Source organism: Streptomyces sp. bgisy159, from assembly GCF_965341775.1.
Taxonomy (GTDB): Bacteria; Actinomycetota; Actinomycetes; order Streptomycetales; family Streptomycetaceae; genus Streptomyces.
In genome coordinates this window covers 1-19,710 of record NZ_CBDQZH010000030.1, presented here as the reverse complement: position 1 = coordinate 19,710, position 19,710 = coordinate 1, and the positions used below count along the sequence as shown (strand labels likewise).

20 protein-coding genes are annotated in these 19,710 nt (G+C 72.0%); 12 read left to right on the top strand and 8 right to left on the bottom strand.

Annotated features, from left to right (window positions below; translation table 11 throughout):
- Window positions 1–65: 65 nt before the first annotated feature.
- The 8 genes from ACSLTV_RS25245 to ACSLTV_RS25210 form a co-directional block, all read right to left on the bottom strand.
- Window positions 66–1,634, bottom strand: coding sequence for an MFS transporter (locus tag ACSLTV_RS25245; RefSeq protein WP_435612951.1), 1,569 nt, complete (start codon window positions 1,632–1,634; stop codon window positions 66–68).
- A 36-nt stretch (window positions 1,635–1,670) separates the two neighbouring features.
- Window positions 1,671–3,041 (bottom strand): FAD-binding oxidoreductase, encoded by a 1,371-nt coding sequence (locus ACSLTV_RS25240; RefSeq protein WP_435612950.1) that lies wholly within the window; start codon window positions 3,039–3,041, stop codon window positions 1,671–1,673.
- 148 nt (window positions 3,042–3,189) lie between these two features.
- Window positions 3,190–3,816: a 4'-phosphopantetheinyl transferase superfamily protein gene (locus tag ACSLTV_RS25235; RefSeq protein WP_432133468.1), complete on the bottom strand. Its 627-nt coding sequence runs from the start codon at window positions 3,814–3,816 to the stop codon at window positions 3,190–3,192.
- Between the two features lie 94 nt (window positions 3,817–3,910).
- Window positions 3,911–4,762, bottom strand: coding sequence for an alpha/beta fold hydrolase (locus tag ACSLTV_RS25230; protein WP_432133467.1), 852 nt, complete (start codon window positions 4,760–4,762; stop codon window positions 3,911–3,913).
- Window positions 4,763–4,872: 110 nt separating this feature from the next.
- Window positions 4,873–5,712 carry a hypothetical protein gene (locus tag ACSLTV_RS25225; protein ID WP_432133466.1) on the bottom strand — a complete coding sequence of 280 codons (840 nt, stop codon included), beginning with the start codon at window positions 5,710–5,712 and terminating at the stop codon, window positions 4,873–4,875.
- The gene (locus ACSLTV_RS25220; RefSeq protein ID WP_432133465.1) at window positions 5,712–5,957 is read right to left on the bottom strand and encodes an acyl carrier protein; all 246 of its coding nucleotides are present in this window, start codon (window positions 5,955–5,957) and stop codon (window positions 5,712–5,714) included. The genes ACSLTV_RS25225 and ACSLTV_RS25220 overlap by 1 nt, the downstream gene beginning before the upstream one ends.
- Window positions 5,954–6,832: a diiron oxygenase gene (locus ACSLTV_RS25215; protein ID WP_432133464.1), complete on the bottom strand. Its 879-nt coding sequence runs from the start codon at window positions 6,830–6,832 to the stop codon at window positions 5,954–5,956. The genes ACSLTV_RS25220 and ACSLTV_RS25215 overlap by 4 nt, the downstream gene beginning before the upstream one ends.
- Window positions 6,833–6,920: 88 nt before the next feature.
- Window positions 6,921–7,631 carry a class I SAM-dependent methyltransferase gene (locus tag ACSLTV_RS25210; RefSeq protein ID WP_432133463.1) on the bottom strand — a complete coding sequence of 237 codons (711 nt, stop codon included), beginning with the start codon at window positions 7,629–7,631 and terminating at the stop codon, window positions 6,921–6,923.
- A gap of 435 nt (window positions 7,632–8,066) precedes the next feature.
- On the opposite strand from ACSLTV_RS25210, the gene ACSLTV_RS25205 reads away from it, so the two are divergent.
- From ACSLTV_RS25205 to ACSLTV_RS25150, 12 genes are all read left to right on the top strand, one after another.
- Entirely contained in the window at window positions 8,067–9,218 is a 1,152-nt protein-coding gene (locus tag ACSLTV_RS25205) for an acyl-CoA dehydrogenase family protein (RefSeq protein ID WP_432133462.1), read from the top strand.
- 194 nt (window positions 9,219–9,412) lie between these two features.
- Window positions 9,413–9,874 (top strand): PhzA/PhzB family protein, encoded by a 462-nt coding sequence (locus ACSLTV_RS25200; protein WP_432133461.1) that lies wholly within the window; start codon window positions 9,413–9,415, stop codon window positions 9,872–9,874.
- 50 nt (window positions 9,875–9,924) lie between these two features.
- Window positions 9,925–11,097: a 3-deoxy-7-phosphoheptulonate synthase gene (locus ACSLTV_RS25195; protein ID WP_432133460.1), complete on the top strand. Its 1,173-nt coding sequence runs from the start codon at window positions 9,925–9,927 to the stop codon at window positions 11,095–11,097.
- Window positions 11,098–11,204: 107 nt separating this feature from the next.
- Window positions 11,205–11,828, top strand: a complete 624-nt coding sequence (locus ACSLTV_RS25190) for an isochorismatase family protein (RefSeq protein WP_432133459.1) — start codon at window positions 11,205–11,207, stop codon at window positions 11,826–11,828.
- Entirely contained in the window at window positions 11,825–13,744 is a 1,920-nt protein-coding gene (locus ACSLTV_RS25185) for an anthranilate synthase family protein (protein WP_432133458.1), read from the top strand. Before ACSLTV_RS25190 ends, ACSLTV_RS25185 begins: the two co-directional genes overlap by 4 nt.
- Window positions 13,741–14,076: a hypothetical protein gene (locus ACSLTV_RS25180; protein ID WP_432133457.1), complete on the top strand. Its 336-nt coding sequence runs from the start codon at window positions 13,741–13,743 to the stop codon at window positions 14,074–14,076. The genes ACSLTV_RS25185 and ACSLTV_RS25180 overlap by 4 nt, the downstream gene beginning before the upstream one ends.
- A 34-nt stretch (window positions 14,077–14,110) precedes the next feature.
- On the top strand, window positions 14,111–14,944 hold the full coding sequence (locus ACSLTV_RS25175) for a PhzF family phenazine biosynthesis protein (RefSeq protein WP_432133456.1): 834 nt from the start codon (window positions 14,111–14,113) through the stop codon (window positions 14,942–14,944).
- A 38-nt stretch (window positions 14,945–14,982) separates the two neighbouring features.
- Window positions 14,983–15,621, top strand: a complete 639-nt coding sequence (gene phzG, locus ACSLTV_RS25170) for a phenazine biosynthesis FMN-dependent oxidase PhzG (RefSeq protein ID WP_432133455.1) — start codon at window positions 14,983–14,985, stop codon at window positions 15,619–15,621.
- Window positions 15,622–15,688: 67 nt separating this feature from the next.
- Complete coding sequence (locus ACSLTV_RS25165) at window positions 15,689–16,072, top strand: VOC family protein (protein WP_432133454.1); 384 nt, start codon at window positions 15,689–15,691, stop codon at window positions 16,070–16,072.
- Window positions 16,073–16,096: 24 nt separating this feature from the next.
- On the top strand, window positions 16,097–17,206 hold the full coding sequence (locus ACSLTV_RS25160) for a phenazine antibiotic biosynthesis protein (RefSeq protein WP_432133453.1): 1,110 nt from the start codon (window positions 16,097–16,099) through the stop codon (window positions 17,204–17,206).
- Window positions 17,206–18,657: an aldehyde dehydrogenase family protein gene (locus ACSLTV_RS25155; RefSeq protein WP_435612949.1), complete on the top strand. Its 1,452-nt coding sequence runs from the start codon at window positions 17,206–17,208 to the stop codon at window positions 18,655–18,657. Before ACSLTV_RS25160 ends, ACSLTV_RS25155 begins: the two co-directional genes overlap by 1 nt.
- A gap of 61 nt (window positions 18,658–18,718) precedes the next feature.
- Window positions 18,719–19,543, top strand: a complete 825-nt coding sequence (locus ACSLTV_RS25150; RefSeq protein ID WP_432133451.1) for a class I SAM-dependent methyltransferase — start codon at window positions 18,719–18,721, stop codon at window positions 19,541–19,543.
- Window positions 19,544–19,710 lie beyond the last annotated feature (167 nt).

The following is a 19,710-nucleotide window of genomic DNA, read 5'->3' as shown; positions in this document are numbered from 1 at the left end:
GGACATGACGTCGGGGCCCGTCGCCGCCACGGCGTCGGGCCCCGACATCATGTGGTCGGCCCGCGTCAGCTCTCCGCGGCCACCGGGGACTGGCCGGGCGCGTCCGTCGCGGCGGGCTGGGGCTGCTGAGCCGCCTGGAAGTCGGCGGGCCGGATCAACACCAGCGACAGCACACCGCCCAGCAGGGCCAGCCCGGCGGAGATCCCGAGCAGGGTGTTGAGTCCGTCCACGAACCCGGTCGTGGCGATGTCCTGCACCTTCTCCGCGTACTGCCCGGGCACCGCGCGCACCGCCTGCGCGGTCTCGCCACCACGGGTCAGGGTGGCCAGCTGGTCACTGCGGCCCGCCAGCTCCGGCACTTCGCGCAACCCGTCGTGGAAGCGGTTGCTGATGATGCTCGCGAAGGTGGAGCCGAGCACCGCGACGCCGGCGCTCACCCCGAGCTGACGGAACGTGCCGTTGACACCCGAGGCCATGCCGGAGCGGGAGAAGTCCACCACGCCCACGGCGGTGGAGGCGAGCGGCGGGTTGACCAGTCCGGCGCCGAGGCCGCCCAGCACCAGACCGGGAATGAAGTGCTCCCAGCCGGTCGACTCGTTGATCCCGCCCATCAGCAGCAGCGCTGCACCCACCAGCACCAGGCCGCCGCCGATCATGTAGCGGGGCTGGATCTTCGCGCTGAGCCGGCCGGCGATCAGGGAGGCGACCAGCATCGAGAGCGAGGCCGTGAGCAGCCGCAGACCGGTCTCCAGGGAGGAGTAGTCCAGGGCCTCCTGGAAGTAGATGGCCAGGAACAGGAACATCGCGAACAGCGAGCCGTTCATCGCGAACGCGGCGATGGAGCCGCCGACGAAGGTGGGGATGCGGAACAGCCGCAGGTCGAACATGGGCTCCGCGGAGCGTCCCTCGACGACCAGGAAGGCGATCAGCAGCACACCGCCGAGGGTCAGTCCGGTCACCGCACGGGAGTCGCTCCACGCGGTCTCGCCGGCGCGGATGAGGCCGTAGATGAGGGTGGCGAGGCCGCCGGTGAGCAGGACGAAGCCGGGCCAGTCCAGCCGTCGGGCGAAGGGCGACTTCGACTCGTCGACGCGCAGGGCGATGATCAGGGAGACCACCACGCCGATCGGCACGTTGATCAGGAAGATGCCGCGCCAGCTGATGCCGCTGGAGATCAGACCGCCGGCCACCGGGCCGATGGCGGAGGCCAGACCGGTGATCATGCCCCACACGCCGAACGCCATGCCGCGTTCCTTGCCCTGGAAGCTGCCCGCGAGCAGGGCGAGTCCGGTGGCGAACATGATCGATCCGCCGATGCCCTGCAGCACCCGGGACAGGATCAGCATCAGGGGGGACTGCGCCACACCGCAGAGCAGGGAGGCGAGGGTGAACACACCCACGCCGAGGGCGTAGAGACGTTTGCGGCCGAACCGGTCGGCCAGTGTGCCGCTGGTCAGCAGGAAGGCGGCGAGGGCCAGCGCGTACCCGTCGATCACCCACTGGAGATCGGCGAAGCTCGCTTCCAGGTCCTGCTGCACGTCGGGCATGACGACGTAGACGATGGTGGTGTCCAGCAGGAGCATGAACGTCCCGCCGCACACCCCCAACAGGGTCCACCATTTCTTTTCCATCATCGTTCCTTCTGCTGTCCGAGCGGTCGGGGCGGTCTGCTACCGCGGGGCGGGAGCGGGGGGGATGTTGTGGTTCAACCGGAAGAGGTTTCCGGGGTCGTATGCGGCCTTGATCCGGCGGAGCCGCAGGTAGTCGTCGGGTGTGTAGGCGAGCCTGACCTCGTCGGCGGTGGCGTTGGCGCCGTAGAGGAAGTTCAGGCAGCGCCCGGTGGTGAGCGAGGACAGGGCGTCCATGAGCCCGCTGTGCGCCGCCCGCACGGCGTCGGCGTCGTCCTCGGTGACCCGGTCGAGCACCGCGAGCAGATAGCCGGCCTCGCGGTTGCCGACGCAGTTCGCCTCCCGCGGCACCCGCGCGAGCGCGCCGCCGAGGTGACGCACCTCCACCACGCTGGTGATCGGCGCGTCCGGCCCGGCGAGTGCGAGAACGGTGCCGACCGTCTCCTCGTCGAGGTCCCTGAGCATGGCGTTGGTGCCGACGTAGGCCGCGGGAGGGACGGGGTCGTTGTGGATCGTGCCGGACTCCGTGTACGGCAGCTCGCGCACCGAGTCGGCCAGGCGCGGGCCGAGGGCACGCAGCGGGGCGATCAGGTGCTCCCCGGCCGCCGGGTCGCCGAGGAAGGCGATCCGCACGTGCACCACGTACCGGCCGCGCAGGGGAGGGGGCAGCGAGGGCAGGTCCGGCAGCGGGACCAGTGCCAGGGAGGAGGTCATCTCCTCCGGCACCGTCCTGGTCCAGCGGAGATAGGCGCCGAGGATCTCCCGCGCGGCGGCGCCGTCGAAGTAGAGACCGCCGCCGTACAGGCGCTCGACCGGGACCAGGTCGACCTCCAGGGCGGTGACGACGCCGAAGTTGTCCCGGCCGCCGCGCAGCGCCCAGAAGAGGTCCGGTTCACCGTCCGCGGTGACGTCCCGCAGCCTGCCGTCCGCGGTGACGACCTCGATCCGGCGGACATGGTCGGCCGCGTAGCCGTACTTCCGCGCCAGCAGCCCGATTCCGCCGCCGAGGGTGTAGCCGACCGCGCCGACGTTCGGGGCACTGCCGTTGAGCGGGGCCAGCCCGTGCACGGCGGCGGCCTCGACCACCTGCTGCCAGGCCACTCCCGCGCCCAGGCGCGCCGTCCGGGCCCCGGCGTCGATGCGTACCTCGTCCATGCGGCGGGTGCTGACCAGGACGCCGGTGCCGGCCGGCAGCGCGGGGCAGTGACCGGTGGCCTGTACGCCCACGGGAAGGCCGTGCGCGGCGCCGAACTCCACCGCCAGCTGGACGTCCTTCGGCTCGGCCGCGCCGACGACGACCGCCGGGCGGTGCGGCCGGTGGGTCTGGTAGCGGGCGCGCTCCTCGTCGTAGCCGTCCGAGGCCGCCGTGAACAGCGGTCCCCTGACACTCGCGGCCAGCCGGTCGGCGGCCACGGCCAAGTCCTCCTGAGAGGGGCGAGGTTCGAGGACAGGGGGCACCATCCGTTCCTTTCGTGTGAGGACGACAGTGCCGCTGACGGGGGTTTGCAGCGGCACCGTCGTCACCTTCATGTTTCCGGCGATGCGATCAGAAGTCCAAGACCTAGTTTTTTGGGGAGACCGAACTTTTGGTTATGGTTCGGGGTGGTCGGGCGGGTACTGCTCCGAAGCGGCGCTGCGGCCGGGCGTCCGGCAGACCGGGTGGCGGGTCGGCGCCGACGGCCACCGCGAACGCGAACAGGGGCGTCACCAGGTCCTCGACCAGCGCGAAACGGTCACCGGCCCGCGCCCACAGCCGGTCCTCCTGGGCGTACAGGCGAACCCGCCAGAACAGCCCACCATGGGCCCGGTGGCAGTCAGTCAGCGCCTTGAAAGCGGCCTCTTTGGCGGCGAACAACCGCCGCAGACCGGCCGGATCGCCGTCCGGCCACAGAGACTCCCGTTCCCGGTCGTCGAGCAGGAACCGGTGCAGCCGTACATCGGGGCAGCGCGGCTCCAGGTCGACGCCGACGCCGTGGGCGCCCGGCGCGACGGCGGCGACCGCGAGGGTCGTGGTGTGGGTGACGGAGGCGGGGAAGCCGACGGGGCCGACGGGCGCGCCGCTGCGCCGCCGGCCCACCGCCGTCACCGGGCTGCCCGCGCGCCGCAGCGCCCTGCCCACCGCGACCCGGCCGGCGCGGTGCTGCGCGGCGACGGAGCCCGTCGGTTCGACCGCGACGCTCTCCAGCACGACCTGCCGGTAACGCCCGGGGCTCCCGAGCAGCCATGTGCGCGGGAGCCCCGGATGCGGGGGCCCCGGCCGGCGTGACCCCGATGGCGTCGACTCAGCCACCCGGACCGGTCACCCGCTCGACGAACGAGACGACCTCCCGCTGGAACCACTCGGGTTCTTCGAGGAAGGCCAGGTGTCCACCGTGCGGCACGGTCACGGTGGTGGCGTCCGGCAGCAGTCCGACCAGTTCCTGTACCGCGTGGGCGCTCAGCGAGAAGTCGTCGCCGCCGACGAAGAGCAGCGTCGGCTGCCGCACTTCGGTCGTGATCTGCGGATCGAGCGGGGCCTTCACCGACACCGCGAGCCCGGCGCGCAGGGACTCCACGGTGTGGATGCCGAGGAAGTTCTGCTTGCGGCCCAGGAACCCGATCGGCCCCGCCGACTCCACGGCCAGGTCACCCGAGACGAGCGGGTACAACTGCTCGTAGAGGACGCCCAGTCCGGAGGTGTCCAGCGTCTTCAGCCAGGACTTGGTGATCCGGCGCAGGCGCTGCGGGCCGTGCGGGCTCATCGCCGGGCCGGCCAGGATCAGGCCCTGCACGCGGTCCGGGTGGGCCACGGCGAAGTCCCGGCAGATCAGCGTCGAGAACGACGTGCCCAGCAGGATGGCCTTCTCCAGCCCCAGCGTGTCGAACAGGGCTTTCAGGTCGCTGATGTGGTCCTCCCACACCGGTTCCCCGGGGTGGGGGCTCGAGTCGCCCTGGCCGCGCAGGTCGTACGCGGTGAGCCGGGCCGTCGAGGCCAAGTTCGCGGTGTACGACCGCCAGGACTTGCGGTCCATGAAGAAGTTGTTGACGAGGACGATGTCGGGTCCGGATCCGCGTCGCTCGTAGGCGATGTGGATGTCGTCGGTCACCTGGACCGTGCCGGTCTCCAGGGCGTCGTCGACGGTCGTGTCGGTCATCGGCTCACTTTCGACGGGAGGCGGGCGGGGAGGGGGAGGGAGCCGGCCGGCACGTGAGGACCGGCCGGCTCGGCCCGCGGCCCTGATGCGGCGCCGCGGGCAGGCGGGGCTCAGACGGCGTCGAGGACAGCCTCGGCGGCCGACCGGGCGTCCCCGAACCGGGCGGTCAACACGTGCACCCACCGCTCCAGGCCGAAGGCGAGGCAGCTGGTGGAGGCGGGCGAGCCGTCCGGCAGGGAGATCGCGCAGCGCTCCCCGAAGAAGTTGCGGTGGTAGTTCACCGACCCGATGGCCAGGCCGTCCACCACGAACTCCTCCTTCACCGGGAACAGCCGCTGCATCGTGGCCCGCGAGCCGTTCCGGTCGAAGAAGGGGTCGGTGGCCACCTCGGTCGACATCGCCAGACCGAGCCGGTCGGCCAGGCCCAGCACCTGCTCCTTGGCCCGCTTGAGGTGCTCCTGGGCACCGTCGGCCGAACCGACGAACACGATCTCCCGCATGCTGAAGCCGAGCAGCCGGCGCAGCCCCTCGTAGTGCGTCTCGTTGCGGAAGCAGGTGGCCACCGTGGTGAATCGGTTCTCCGCCGCGGTCAGGGTCTGGTCCCGCAGATGGAAGTACACCGAATAACAGGCGGCGGACGGCAGGGCCAGTGACGCGTCGCCGAGAACGCCGGCCGGCAACTGCTCCAGCGGGGACTGCGCCCCGGCCCGCAGCGCCGTGAGCCGCTCGGGGTCGGCGGCGACCGCGGCCAGGCCCAGGTGCGGGAAGTTCTCGTAGTAGTCGATGGCCTCCAGGTCGCGCGGGCTCAGCAGGAACGGGTACCGGCGCTCCTGGGCTTCCCACTGGTGCGCCCAGGACAATGCCAGCGAGTCGAACGCGCGCAGCAGTCGCAGCTCGTCCGCGCCGAGAACCCCGAGACCGTTGTCGGTCGTCCCGGTGGCGGTCCCCATCAGTTCGCCGCCCCCTGCAGGAAGCGCTTGTCGATGGCCCGCAGGGTGCGGAAGTCCTGGACGTCGATCTCCTCCGGGTCGATCTGCTCACCGCTCAATTCCTCGAGCAAGTAAAGGAATTCGACGAAGGCCAGTGAGTCGACCGCCCGGCGGTCGATCAGGTCGTCGTCCAGGTTCAGCTCGCCCACCTCCGGATTGCGCTGGTGGATGAAGGTGAGGATCCTGGTCATCTTGTCGTCGCTCATGCCGTGGCTCCCTGAACCTGAAGGCCGTTGCGGGCGAGAAACTTCCGGGTGCGGTTGAGGATGTCGTTGTGCGCCGCCTGGCGGGCCGGGTGCTCCAGCAGTCGGCGGCGCAGTTCCAGCGGTTGTTCGAGACCGGCGTCGCGGTAGACAGCGGGGTTGTACAGACTGCGGACGCTGTACTCGAGGTACGTCTCCAGGTACTTGGCGAGCACCGGGATGTCCTCCGGCCGGCTCTCCTTGACCTGGTCGAGGAGCTGGGTGAACAGGTGCCGCCCGAAGGCGACGTGCCGGCTCTCGTCCTGGTGGTGGACCCGGTTGATCTCCCGCGCGATGGGCGGCAGCGCCTGGTCCGTGGCCATCCGGGCGTTGAAGTAGTCGACCAGCTCTTCGAAGATCAGGATGCGGGCGAAGATGATCAGCTCGATCGCGGCCTCGCCCACCCCCTCGACCACGCCCGGGCCGACCTGCGGGACCGCCGGGTACACCTTGCCGCCGTACTTGAGGCAGAAGGTCCCGAAGAACCACATGTGCTCGTTCTCCTCCCCGATGAAGTGGTGGAGGAACTCCGAGGCGTCCGCGTAGGTCTTGGTGTGGATGCGCAGCACGACCTCGCTGAGCAGCTCGCGGATACCGTGCACGTTGAGGCTGAAGAAGTGCACCGCCTCGTGGCGGGTCAGGGCGAGCTGCTGCTCACGCGACAGCGCTTCCCACTCCTCGGTCCCGGCCAGCGTGACCAGGTCCTCGCTCATCCAGGGCCGGTCCGTTCCGAGGGTCTCGGGCCAGTCGAAGATCGTGTACGGGTTGTAGTAGTCGGACTCCGCCATCGCTTCCAGCCGGGCCAGATCCAGCTTGACGGGCTTGACGGTCGTCGTCATCGGCAGACCTTCTTTCGTGAAGAGTGCGGGGCGACGGGCGGGCCGGCGGGCCACCCGCCGGGTCCGGGCCGCGCCCCCGGCCGGGGGATCAGGAGCGTTCAGCCAGCACGGACCAGACCGGCAGCAGGGTGCGTCCCTTGTCGTCGATCTCCACCTGGGTGCCGGTCTTCGCCAGGAAGGTCCGGGTGGCCTCGGCCACACCCCAGTAGACTGCCTGGGTCAGCTCCGTCACCGTCCAGCCTGCGTCGGTCAGGACTTGACGGACCGTCTGTTCGCTGACGGACAGCGGTTCGGGCATGCCACCGGGGACCGCCGCGAAGCACAGCATGTCCAGCCAGGCGCCGGGCCGGCCGGCCCGGTGCAGCGCGGCGGCGTAGCGCCGTCGGCCGTCCGCATCGAGCGTGTGGAACAGGGCGCTGTCCAGCAGGGTGTCGAAGCGGCCCGTGTACTCGGTCAGACTGGTGGCGTCGGCCACGGCGAAGTCGATGTCCGTTCCGCCGGGCCGGCCGGCCGCCCGCTCGACGGCCCGCTCGATCGCCGTGGACGCGGCGTCCACCGCGGTCACACGATAGCCGCGGGCGGCCAGGAAGACGGCGTTGTCACCGAGGCCGCAGCCGGCGTCGAGCACGTCACCGCGAATTCGCCCGCGCCGCTCGAATTCAATCACACCGGGCTGGGGTTCGCCGACGTCCCAGGGCACTCGGGTGATGCCGGCGTCTCCGAGGAGTTCACCCCCGCGATATATGGCGTTGAAGTCGGCGGTCGCGTAATCGTAGGACTTCTGGGCACTCTCACTCATGCCAGTCTCCTGGTGGATGGGCCGGGCGTACGGTCCTGCCGGACCAAAGGAATTACCACAGCGCCGGGAACCGCGTAAGGCGTGCGGGCCTGCGACGCCGTGTGTTCAACCGAGGAATCTCCTCGGTTGAACACGGGCCGCACCGGACCAGCGGGCGGGGCCGTGGGTGTGAATTATGTATTCCGCTTATCTCTGTGGGCCGATGCCGCAGCGACCGGGAAGCGGAATGCAGACTATCGGAACGTCGCTCCCTCGTATTCGCCGGGGGTGGCTGTGTTGAACGGGCCCACGTACGATGCCTGGGCGGCCGGAGGAAACGGACCGCCAATCGTCCGGAGCGACATCCGCACCGGGGCTTCAGTGTCCCGATAATCCGGAAGGAAAAAGAAATTGCGCGGTTCAGGGAATAACGTAGACGCGCAGGCAGCCGAGTTGGTGAAACGGTCCGCCGGACTCCGCGAGGAACTCTGGAAACACGCGGCGGAGAGCGACCGGGCCCGTCGGCTGTCCGACGAGGTCATGGCCGAGATCACCGGCGCCGGCCTGACCCGGCTCCTGGTGCCCGGGAGCCACGGCGGCCACGAGACCGCCGTACGGACGCTGCTGGAGGTCTGTACCGAGCTGGGCCGCGGCTGCGTCTCGGCCTCCTGGGTCACCGGGGTGCTGAACGTCGGCAACTTCGTGGTCGCGCTCTTCCCCGACCGCACACGCACGGAGGTCTGGGGCGATGACCCCGACGCCCGCACCGCGCTCATCCTGGGCGCGCCCGTGCGGACCGTGGAGCGGGTGGACGGCGGAATCCGCGTCACCGGCGAATGGCCCTACGCCTCCGGCTCGTTGCACGCGGAGTGGACGTGCGGACTGGTCCTGACGGACACCGGCGGCGGCCTCCAGCCGCACTTCGCGCTGATGCCCGCCGCCGATGTGACGGTGCGCGACACCTGGCACTACGTCGGGATGCGCGGCACCGGCAGCAACACGGTGGTGGCCGACCGCGTCTTCGTCCCGGACCACCGGCTGCTTCCCTACAAGCCCCTGCTCGACGGTGAGACCGACGGACTGGTCCCCCCGGACCGGCTCTACCGCAACAGCCTGACCGGCGTCTTCATGGTCGGTCTGATCGGTTCGCTCCTCGGCGGCGCCGACGCCGCCCTGAACTACGCCCTGGAACACGCCGGCACCCGCCGGGTGGCGGGCACCACCTACGCCAACCAGGCGGAGTCGCCCACCGCCCGGCTCGCCCTGGCCGGTGCGGCCACCCGGCTGGACACCGCCCGGCTCCACGCGCGCCGGATGGCCGACGGGGTCGACGATCACGCCCTGGCCGGCGAGAATCCGGGCCTGCTCACCCGGGCCCGGAACCGCATGGACGCCACCCACGTCGTACAGCAGTGCCGCGAGGCCGTCGACGACATCGTCACGCTCTACGGCTCCTCCGCGCTCGAGGCGTCCAACCCGCTCCAGCGACTGTGGCGCGACATCCACGTCGGCAGCCGGCACGCCGGCTTCGGCATGGGCGTCCCCGAACAGGTCTATGGCAGCGCCCTGGTCGGCCAGGACCCGCGCGGCATCAGCATGATGGTCTGACGCGGCCCGCCTGTACTGCTGCCGCTCGGCACTTCCCGAACCGAACACTGCCGTCCCGTACTCCCCGCACCGAACACCTCCCGTTGTGATGCGTTCCGGGCCTGCTCCACGACCAGGGCCCGCCCCCGCGACCCCCGCGCGAGCAGGGTGACCGCGGCGGCACCACCTTCCAGTGACGGAAAGCGAGACGAGGCATGTCCGACGAGCACGAGACACGCGAACACAACCGCGCCGTCGTCGCGCGGTACATGAACACACGCGGTCAGGACCGGCTGGAGCGGCACCTGCTGTTCACCGAGGACGGCACCGGCGGTCTGTGGACCACGGAGACCGGCGAACCCATCGTCATCAACGGCCGGGACCGGCTCGGCGAGCACGCCGTCTGGTCGCTCAAGTGCTTCCCCGACTGGGTCTGGACCAATGTCGAGATCTTCGACACCCAGGACCCCGACCGGTTCTGGGTCGAGTGCGACGGCGAGGGTCAGATCCTCTTCCCCGGCTATCCGCCCGGCCACTACACCAATCACTTCCTGCACTCCTTCCTGTTCGAGAACGGGAAGATCAAGCAGCAGCGCGAATTCATGAACCCCTGCCGGCAGTTCCGGGCCCTGGGCATCGAGGTTCCCACGGTGCGCCGAGACGGAATTCCGACCTGACGCCAGCCGACCGCCCGTCGATCCCCGACTCGACCTCGCAAAGGGAAGCCGTGCGCACCACAGCCCAGGACACCCAAGCGTCTCTCGCCCTGCAGCAACCCCAGTGGGAGGACGCCCGCCCCGTGGAACGGGTGCGCGACGCCCTCGGTACCTGTCCGCCGCTGGTCACCGCCGACTCCGCCGAGCGACTGCGCGTGCTGCTCGCCGACGTCGCGGCCGGCCGGGCCCACCTGCTCCAGGCCGGGGACTGCGCCGAGGACCCGGCCGAGTCCACCCCCCGGCACGTACGGAGCAAGACGCAGCTGCTCGACCTGCTCGCCGAGACCGTCGGCGCGGTCACCGGCAAACCCGTCCTGCGGATCGGCCGGATCGCCGGTCAGTTCGCCAAGCCGCGCTCCAAGCCGGTCGAGCTGGTCGACGGGGTCACCCTGCCCGTGTTCCGCGGACACATGGTCAACGGCCCCGAACCCGACCCGGACCAGCGGCGGGCCGACCCCGAGCGCATCCTCACGTGCTACCACGCGGCCCAGGACGTCGTGCGGGAGCTGACCGCCGTCAACGAGGGCCGGCCCGCCGCCGAACAGGTGTGGACCAGCCACGAGGCACTGCTGCTCGACTACGAACTGCCCATGCTGCGGCGGGCGTCCGGCGGTGGTCAGTACCTCGGCTCCGCGCACCTGCCCTGGATCGGGGAGCGGACCCGCCAGCCCGACGGGGCCCATGTGCGGCTGCTCGCCGGCATCACCAACCCCGTCGCCTGCAAGATCGGCCCCGGCACCACCGCCGAGGACATCACCGCCCTGGCCGACCGGCTCGACCCGCACCGCCTGCCGGGCCGGCTGGTACTCGTCGCCCGGATGGGCACCGGCTTCGTCTCCAGCCGGCTGCCCGCGCTGGTGGCGGCCGTTCGGGCGGCCGGGCACCCGGCGATCTGGCTGTGCGACCCGATGCATGGCAACACCATCACCAGCCCCACCGGCCACAAGACCCGGCTGGTGGACGCGATGCTGGCGGAGATCCAGGACTTCGGCGCGGTGCAGGCCGAGGCGGGCGGGGTGAACGGCGGGCTGCACCTGGAGACCACCCCGGACGACGTCACCGAGTGCGCCGCCGACGTCTCCGAACTCGGCAGCGTGGGGGACCGGCACACCACCTTCTGCGACCCGCGGCTCAATCCGCGGCAGGCGCTACGCCTGGTCACCGGCTGGGCGCGCACGCTCTGAACCGCAGGCTGCCGGCCAACCGCCCATCGCACCCCCCGCCGCTCCGGGGCGGCCCGCGCGAGCGGCCGCGCCCGGGCCCCATCCTCCCGCCCGAAAGGAACCGACTGGTGGTCGGTATACCCCCCATCGCCCCCTACGCCCTGCCGACGCCGGACAGCCTGCCGGCGAACGTGGTCGACTGGACGCCGGACCCGCGGCGCGCGGCCCTGGTCGTCCACGACATGCAGCACTTCTTCCTGCGCCCGTTTCCCGAACCGCTACGCTCCCACCTCGTCGACAACGCGGCGCTGTTGCGCAAACGGGCCGCGAGCCTCGGAGTGCCGGTCGCCTACACCGCGCAGCCGGGCGGCATGACGGAGGCGGAGCGCGGACTGCTCAAGCACTTCTGGGGACCGGGAATGCGCACCGCGCCCGCCGACCGGGAGGTGGTGCCCGAGTTGGCGCCGGAACCCGGCGACTGGACCCTGACCAAGTACCGCTACAGCGCCTTCTACTCCTCCGACCTGTTGCAGCGGATGCGTTCCGCGGGCCGCGACCAGATCGTGCTGTGCGGGGTCTACGCCCACATCGGAGTGCTGGCCACGGCCATCGAGGCTTTCAGTCACGACTTCCAGGTCTTCCTGGCTGCCGACGCCATCGCGGACTTCTCCGCCGAGCAGCACCGCATCACCCTCGACTACGTGGTCGAGTGCTGCGGGGCGGTCACGCCGAGCGTGGAGGTGTTCCGGTGAGCCCGCCCCACCCCGACCTGCTCGACCGGGTGCTGACCGCTTCCCGGCCGCCCGACTTCGCGCTGCTGCACCGTCCGGAGAGCGGCACGCCCGGCACCGTCGACGTGCTGCTGGGCGAGGTCTCCCACCCCGCCTCGCTGGCCGGCCTGCCGCTGCCCGACCTCACGGCCGCCGCCGACGGCCCGGCCCACGAGGCGCTGGTCCTGGTGCCCTACCGCCAGCTCGTCGAGCGGAACTTCGCCGCCCCCGACGACGGGGCGCCGCTGGTCGCCCTCACCGTCTCCGAGCAGGCGGCGCTGCCGCTCGCGGACGCCCTGGAGCGGCTGCCCGACGTGCCCGTCGCCCTGTCCGGACAGCGCTTCGACCTGTCCGACGACGAGTACGCCGAAAAGGTGCGGCGCGTGGTCGCCGACGAGATCGGCACCGGCGAGGGCGCCAACTTCGTACTGCGCCGCACCCTGCTCGCGGACCTCGAAGGCTACGGGCCGCACACCGCGCTGGCCGTCTTCCGGCGGCTGACCGCACTGGAGGCGAGCGCCTACTGGACCTTCGTCATCCACGTGGACGGCCGCGTCCTGGTCGGCGCCACCCCGGAACGGCACATCTCGGTGCGGCAGGGCCAGGCCGTGATGAACCCCATCAGCGGCACCTACCGCTACCCTTCCGGCGGTCCGGACCTGGCCGGTCTCACCGCCTTCCTGCGCGACCGGAAGGAGACCGACGAGCTGTACATGGTCCTCGACGAGGAACTGAAGATGATGTCCCGGATCTGCGAGCCCGGCGTCCGGGTCACCGGGCCCCGGCTCAAGGAGATGGCGCGGCTGGCCCACACCGAGTACTTCATCGAGGGCCACACCCGCAGCGACGTCCGCGACATCCTGCGCGAGACGCTGTTCGCGCCGACTGTCACAGGCAGCCCGGTGGAGAGCGCGGCCCGCGTCATCCAACGCCACGAACCGGAGGGCCGCGGCTACTACAGCGGCGTCGCCGCGCTGATCAGCCGTGAGGCGTCCGGCGGCCGGTCGATGGACTCCGCCATCCTGATCCGCACCGCGGACATCGCGCCGGACGGCCGGCTGGCCCTCGCGGTCGGCGCCACCCTGGTGCGCCACTCCTCTCCCGAGGCCGAGGCCGCCGAGACCCGGGCCAAGGCCGCAGGGCTGCTTCAGGCACTGGGCGGAGAGCCGGGCCCGGCACCGGCCGGACCCGCGGCCCCCGCCGCCCCCCGCTTCACAGACCATCCCGGAATCCGGGAAGCGTTGCGCGGACGCAACGCCGGCATCGCCGGCTTCTGGCTGGCCGGCACACCGCCCGAGAACCTGCGGGTGCCGGAACTGAAGGGGCTGAAGATCCTCGTGGTGGACGCCGAGGACACCTTCACCGCGATGATCGTGCAGCAGCTCGAAGCGCTCGGGCCCACCGCCGAGGTCGTCCGCTACGACCACCTGTACGGCCTGGACCGCTTCGACGCGGTCGTCATGGGCCCCGGCCCCGGCGACCCGCAAGCCGCCGCCGACCCGAAGATCGCGGCACTCGACGCGGCCCTCTCCCAACTCCTGGACGACCGCCGCCCCTTCCTCGCGGTCTGCCTGAGCCACCAGGTACTCAGCCGCCGGCTGGGTTTCCCCCTGATCCGGCGGGCCGAACCCAACCAGGGCGTGCAGCGCACCATCGACCTGTTCGGACGGCGCGAACGCGTCGGCTACTACAACACGTTCGCCGCCGTCAGCCCCGCCGACCACCGCGAGGTGCCCGGCGTCGGAGCGGTCGAGGTCAGCCGTGACCCGGCCACCGGCGAGGTGGACGCACTGCGCGGCCCGCACTTCGCCTCCTTCCAGTTCCACGCCGAGTCGGTGCTCACCGTCGACGGACCGCGGCTGCTCGGTGAGGCGCTGCGGACGGTGCTCACCCGATGAAACTGGAGATCGCCTGGTGGGACCTGGACGGTTCGCCCCAGGACGTCGAGTCGCTGCGCGCGCACCTGCGAGACGGGGTGACCGACGACTGGGCCGAAGTCCCCGGCCTGCGCGTGAAGTTCTGGATCGCCGACACCGACCGCAACCGCTGGGGAGCGGTCATGGTGTGGGAGACCGACCGGCCCGCCGACCGCCCGCTGCCCGCCAACCGGGCCGCCGACCTGATCGGCAGGCCCCCCGACCACCGCATGCGCTGCGACGTCGAAGCCGTTGCCGAAGGCCTGCACACCCTGCCCGTCCTGCACGGGCTGGGTGCCGCACTGGTCCGCTGAACCCCCTCGTCCCCGTCCCTCAGGAGCCTCGCTGATGCACGAGTACGTGCTGGTCGACGCCTTCTCCCGGAGGCCGCTCTACGGCAACCCGGTCGCCGTCTTCCTCGACGCCGGTGATCTGACGGCCGAGACGATGCAGCGCATCGCCCGGGAGATGAACCTCTCCGAGACCACCTTCGTGCGACCCGCCCGCCAGGACGGCGACGCGCACATCCGGATCTTCACACCGGTCAACGAACTGCCCTTCGCCGGGCACCCGCTGCTCGGCACCGCGGTCGCGCTCGGCGCGGAACTGAAGCGGGACGGGCTGCGCCTGGAGACGGCCATGGGCACCATCCCCGTCGAACTCGGCGACGACGAGGGCGCCACCATCGTCCGCATGCAGCAACCGCACCCCGTCTGGGAACCGTACGAGCACGCCGCGGAACTGCTCGCCGCGCTGGGCGTCGACTCCTCCACCGCACCGGTGCAGATCTACCGCAACGGGCCCCGGCACGTCTTCGTCGGCCTGGAGAGCGTCGCCGAGCTGTCCGCGCTGCGCCCGGACCACCGCGCCCTGTCCCGCTTCCCCGACATGGCGGCCAACTGCTTCGCCGGGGAAGGCCTGCACTGGCGGACCCGGATGTTCTCCCCGGCCTACGGCGTGGTGGAGGACGCCGCGACCGGCTCGGCGGCGGGCCCGCTCGCCGTCCACCTCGCCCGCCACGGCCTGGCCGGCTACGGACAGCCCCTGCAGATCCTGCAGGGCGTGGAAATGGGCCGGCCCTCGCTGATGCTCGCCACCGCCGAAGGCGCCGGGGACGACGTCACCTCCGTCCAGGTCGGCGGCCACGGCGTCCTGGTGGGACGCGGCACCCTCTACGTCTAGACGCGCCCGACGGGCACCGGCGGCCAGGAAGGCATGGCATGAACACCAGCAAGTACGAGAGCCTCACCGGGCGGATCGACCGCCAGTTCCCGGAGTACGACGACCCGCCGCGGGAGCCGATGGGCCTGGTCCGCTCCTGGCTGGCGCAGGCCGCCGAACTGGGCGTGCGTGAACCACGGGCGCTCGCCCTGGCCACCGCCGACAAGCGGGGCAGGCCGTCCACCCGGGTGGTGGTGTTCGGCGCCGTCGACGACGAGGGCCTGCTGTTCACCACCCACAGCACCAGCCGCAAGAGCCGGGACATCGCCGAGACCGGCTGGGCGTCCGGGCTGCTGTACTGGCGGGAGACCGGCCAGCAGATCAGCCTGAGCGGGCCGGCCGTCCCGATCGGGGAGGCGGAGGCGGACGCCCTGTGGCACAGCCGGCCCGTCCCGCTGCACGCCATGTCCGCGGCGTCCCGGCAGAGCGAGCCGCTCACCGACCCGGCCGAACTGCGCTTTGCCGCCGAGTCCCTGGCCGCGACCGGGATGGCGCTGGAGCGCCCGGACCGCTTCGTCGGCTACCGGCTGCGGCCGCACGAGGTGGAGTTCTGGTGCGCGCGGCCTGATCGGCTGCACCACCGCCTGCGCTACGAACGGGACGGAGACACCTGGCAGGTCTCCCGCCTCCAGCCGTAGCCCGGACAACGCCGAGCGGACGACCGCCGCACCGACCACCCCCGACCCCCCCAGGAGTCAACCGCCCATGCAGGAACGCGCGTTTCCCCTGATCTTCGCCGAACGGGTTTCGGCCACCGCCGAGTTCTACGAGCGGCTCGGCTTCACCCGGATGCGGCAGGACCCGTCGGAGGGCACACCGACGTACATCAGCCTGCGGCGCGGCACGGCGGAACTGGCCGTGGTCCCCACCGCCTGGCCCGACACCCAGTACGGCACCCCGGCCGGCCAGGGACCGCGCTTCGAGATGTTCGTCCTGGTCGACGACCTGGACAGCACGCTGAAGGACCTCGCCGACGCCTCCGTCCCGCTGCTGCGTGCCGCCGTGGAGATGCCGTGGGGCGAGCGGATCGCCTACGTCGCCGACCCGGACGGCAACCCCGTGGCGCTCGCCGCCGGACCCCACTCCTGATCACACACTGACCTGGGACGCACCATGACGCTGGACATCGCCGAGATCACCCGCATCCTCGAACCGCCGCACGGTACCCGGCCCGACCCGGACGCGTTCGTACAGGCCGCCATGGCATGGCACTTCGACCCCGACACCGGATCGCCGTTCTGGCTGAAGCGAGCCGCCACCCTCGACTTCGACCCCCGCAGCGACGTCCGCACCCACGCCGACCTCGCCCTCTTCCCCAACGTCGCCGGCGAACTGCGCGACGTGCCCGCCGCCGCCCTCGTCCCGCGCGGCTACGGGGACCGGGCGGACGTCGTGGGCGTCTACGAGAGCGGCGGCACCACCGGCGCCCCCAAGCGCGTGGTGCTGCTGCGCGAGTGGATGGAGCGCACCCTCACCTGGAGCAACGCCGCCCTGGACGCCCACGGCTTCCCGCGCGGTGTGGACTGGCTCGGCCTGGTCCCCGGCGGCCCGCACATCGTGGGTGAGTACTTCCGGCGCTCCGCCGCCACGCACGGCCGGCACGGCTTCTGCGTCGACCTGGACCCCCGCTGGGTGAAGCGGACCATCGCCGAGGGCCGCGGCGCCGAGGCGTCCGCCTACGCCGAACACGTCATCGACCAGGCCGCCGAGGTGCTGCGCACCCAGGACATCGGTGTGATGACCATCACCCCGCCACTGCTGGAGCGGCTTGCCCGCCGCGACGAACTCGTCGACCTGGTCAACGAGAAGGTCCGCGCCATTCGCTGGGGCGGCACACAGCTCGACGCCGACTCCCGCCACCTGTACCGCACGGAGATCTTCCCGAACACGGTCCTCAGCGGAAACTACGGCAGCACGATGATCCTGGGCTTCGCAGGGGAGCGCCCGAACCTCCCCGACGACGCGCCCTGCGTCTTCGACACCCTCGACCCGTACGTCACCTTCGCCGTCGTCGACCCCGAGACCCGCCGGCCCGTCGAGCACGGGGAGCGCGGACGGGTCGTGGCCCATCACGTCAGCAGGTCCTTCCTGCTGCCCAACAACCTGGAACGCGACCTGGCCACCCGTATCGCGCCGCCCGAGGGCGGCATCGGGGACTCCGTCGCCGACATCACGCCCGTGGACACCTTCGAGGACGAGAAGGTCATCGAGGGGGTCTACTGATGACGCCCGCACCGGGCGCGCCCGCCCCGGCCGCAGCCCTCGCCACCGGGGCCCCCGCAACCTCCGGGTCCGCCGGGAACGCGCAGCCGCCCCAGCTCGACGCGCTCGGGCCCAAGGGCCCCTACCGCGCCCGCAACCGCCTCACCGTCACCGACGTGACCGGCGCTCCTGCGGCCGAACTCAGCATGGTGCCCGGCGTGTTCGTGCACCGCACGCTGACCGCGCTGCGCCGCGCCGCGCCCCTGAGCCCCGACGAACGCGCCGCCGCGCTGGTGCGTGCCGCTGAGCTGTTCAGCACCGGCACGGTGGCCGGCCGGTCCGTCGCCGAGCACGAGCACCTCGTCAGCCGGGTGGGCGGAGTGCCCATCGGCGTCGTACGCACCGCGACCCAGGCGATCGCCACCCGGCTCGCCGCCGCCTACGACAGCGCCCGGCGGGCGCGGCCGCAGGGTGCCGCCGACGACTGGCGCGACCCGCTCACCCGGGCCGGCCGCGCGGTGTGGGCTCGGCGCGGCGAGGTTTTCGCCGTGAACGCCGCCGGCAACCACCCCGGCACCCACAGCCTGTGGCCCGAGGCGCTGGCGCTCGGCTTCCGGGTCGCGGTCCGCCCCTCGCGCCGCGAGCCGTTCACCCCGCACCGCCTCATCACCGCGCTGCGCTCGGCCGGCTTCGGCCCGGACCAGGTGGCGTTGCTGCCCACCGGTCACGACCTCGCCGGCGAGCTGCTGAACGGCGCCGACCTCGGCATGGTCTACGGCGGTGACGACGTGGTCCGGCGCCACCACGCCGAGCGTACGGTGCTGACCCAGGGCCCGGGCCGCTCCAAGATCCTTCTCACCGCGGACGTCGACTGGCGTGACCACCTCGACACCATCGTCGACTCGGTGAGCCACCACGGCGGCACCGGCTGCGTCAACGCCACCGCGGTCCTCGTCGAGGGCGATCCGGAGCCGCTGTGCGAGGCGCTCGCCGAGCGCCTCGGCCACCTGCCAGCCCTCGCCCCGGACCACGACGAGGCCGTGCTCCCCGTCCAGCCGGTCGCCACCGCACGCGCGTTCGCCACGCACCTGGCGGGCCGGGCGGCCGGCACCCGGCCCTGGTTGGGGGCCGACGGCGTGGTGGCGGAACTCGGTGACGGCAGCGCCGCGTTGCGCCCCGCCGTGCACCAGACGGACCGCCCCGACGCACCCCAACTGGGCGTCGAACTCCCCTTCCCCTGCGTGTGGGTCGCGCCCTGGACGCCCGACGCGGGGGTGGCCGTGTTGCGGCACAGCCTCGTCCTGACCGTACTGACCCGCCAGGAGGAGCTGATCGACAGGCTGCTGGACGAACCCACCATCGGCAACGTGTACGTCGGTGACGTGCCGACGTACCGGATCGCGCCCGGGTTGCCGCACGACGGCTTCCTCGGCGACTTCCTGATGCGGACCAAGGCGGTCGTGCGGACCTGAGCCGTCGCTGCGCCCGCATCACCCACCACACCCGAGCACCTCTCGAAGGGACCACCAACCCATGCACGCCGTTTCGTACACCGCCCAGTGGATGGCCGCGGCCCGCGCCCTGGAGTCCGAGCGCGAGGACGCCCTTTACGTCGATCCCCTGGCCCGGTCCCTGGCCGAGCCCAAGGGCTTCGAACTCATCGACCGCTATGCCGGCGGCGGACTGCTGCCGTTCATCTCCATCCGCACCCGCTTCCTCGACGACGCCATCCGCGACCTGCTCGCCGACGGCACCATCGGCCAGGTCGTTCTGATCGCCGCCGGCATGGACACCCGGGCCTTCCGGCTGGACTGGCCGGACGACGTCGACGTGTACGAGGTCGACCACGCCCCGCTCATCGCGGAGAAGCGCCGCCGTCTGGACGCCCTGGGCGCCAAGCCCGCCGTGCGGCGCCACGAGGTCTCCGCCGACCTGACCCAGGAGTGGCTGCCCTCGCTGGAGCAGGCCGGCTTCGACAGGACGCGGCCCACCCTGTGGATCGCCGAGGCGCTGACGTTCTTCCTCACGGAGGAGCAGGCGGCCGGGCTGCTGCGCCTGCTGGCGTCGGCGTCCGCCCCCGGCAGCCACCTCGCCTTCGACATCCTCGGCCGGGCCCTGCTGCGCAGCCCGTTCTCCAAGTCGTTCCTCGACCGGCTCGCCGACGACGGCACCCCCTGGATCTTCGGCACCGACGAGCCGGAGTCGTTCCTGACCGCCAACGGCTGGGACGTCGACACGCTGAAGGAGCCGGGCCAGCCCGGCGCGGGGGAGGGCCGCTGGCCCTACGAGGTGCAGCCCCGCGACCGCCGTCACGCCAACCGTCTGTGGCTGATCCGGGCGCGCCTCGCCGCACGGTGACACCAGGCATCCGGGACGGCAGCGGGGGGGGGGGGGGGGGGGGGGGGGGGGGGGGGGGGGGGGGGGGGGGGGGGGGGGGGGGGGGGGGGGGGGGGGGGGGGGGGGGGGTGGGGGGGGGGGGGGGGGGGGAGGGGGGGGGGGGGGGGGGGGGGGGGGGGGGGGGGGGG

Excerpts from the sequence above, each read along its gene's own strand:
- ACSLTV_RS25245 (WP_435612951.1), bottom strand. The coding sequence starts at position 1,634 with ATGATGGAAAAGAAATGGTGGACCCTGTTGGGGGTGTGCGGCGGGACG.
- ACSLTV_RS25230 (WP_432133467.1), bottom strand. The coding sequence starts at position 4,762 with ATGACCGACACGACCGTCGACGACGCCCTGGAGACCGGCACGGTCCAG.
- ACSLTV_RS25225 (WP_432133466.1), bottom strand. The coding sequence starts at position 5,712 with ATGGGGACCGCCACCGGGACGACCGACAACGGTCTCGGGGTTCTCGGC.
- ACSLTV_RS25220 (WP_432133465.1), bottom strand. The coding sequence starts at position 5,957 with ATGAGCGACGACAAGATGACCAGGATCCTCACCTTCATCCACCAGCGC.
- ACSLTV_RS25215 (WP_432133464.1), bottom strand. The coding sequence starts at position 6,832 with ATGACGACGACCGTCAAGCCCGTCAAGCTGGATCTGGCCCGGCTGGAA.
- ACSLTV_RS25210 (WP_432133463.1), bottom strand. The coding sequence starts at position 7,631 with ATGAGTGAGAGTGCCCAGAAGTCCTACGATTACGCGACCGCCGACTTC.
- ACSLTV_RS25200 (WP_432133461.1), top strand. The coding sequence starts at position 9,413 with ATGTCCGACGAGCACGAGACACGCGAACACAACCGCGCCGTCGTCGCG.
- ACSLTV_RS25180 (WP_432133457.1), top strand. The coding sequence starts at position 13,741 with ATGAAACTGGAGATCGCCTGGTGGGACCTGGACGGTTCGCCCCAGGAC.
- ACSLTV_RS25175 (WP_432133456.1), top strand. The coding sequence starts at position 14,111 with ATGCACGAGTACGTGCTGGTCGACGCCTTCTCCCGGAGGCCGCTCTAC.
- phzG (WP_432133455.1), top strand. The coding sequence starts at position 14,983 with ATGAACACCAGCAAGTACGAGAGCCTCACCGGGCGGATCGACCGCCAG.
- ACSLTV_RS25165 (WP_432133454.1), top strand. The coding sequence starts at position 15,689 with ATGCAGGAACGCGCGTTTCCCCTGATCTTCGCCGAACGGGTTTCGGCC.
- ACSLTV_RS25160 (WP_432133453.1), top strand. The coding sequence starts at position 16,097 with ATGACGCTGGACATCGCCGAGATCACCCGCATCCTCGAACCGCCGCAC.
- ACSLTV_RS25155 (WP_435612949.1), top strand. The coding sequence starts at position 17,206 with ATGACGCCCGCACCGGGCGCGCCCGCCCCGGCCGCAGCCCTCGCCACC.
- ACSLTV_RS25150 (WP_432133451.1), top strand. The coding sequence starts at position 18,719 with ATGCACGCCGTTTCGTACACCGCCCAGTGGATGGCCGCGGCCCGCGCC.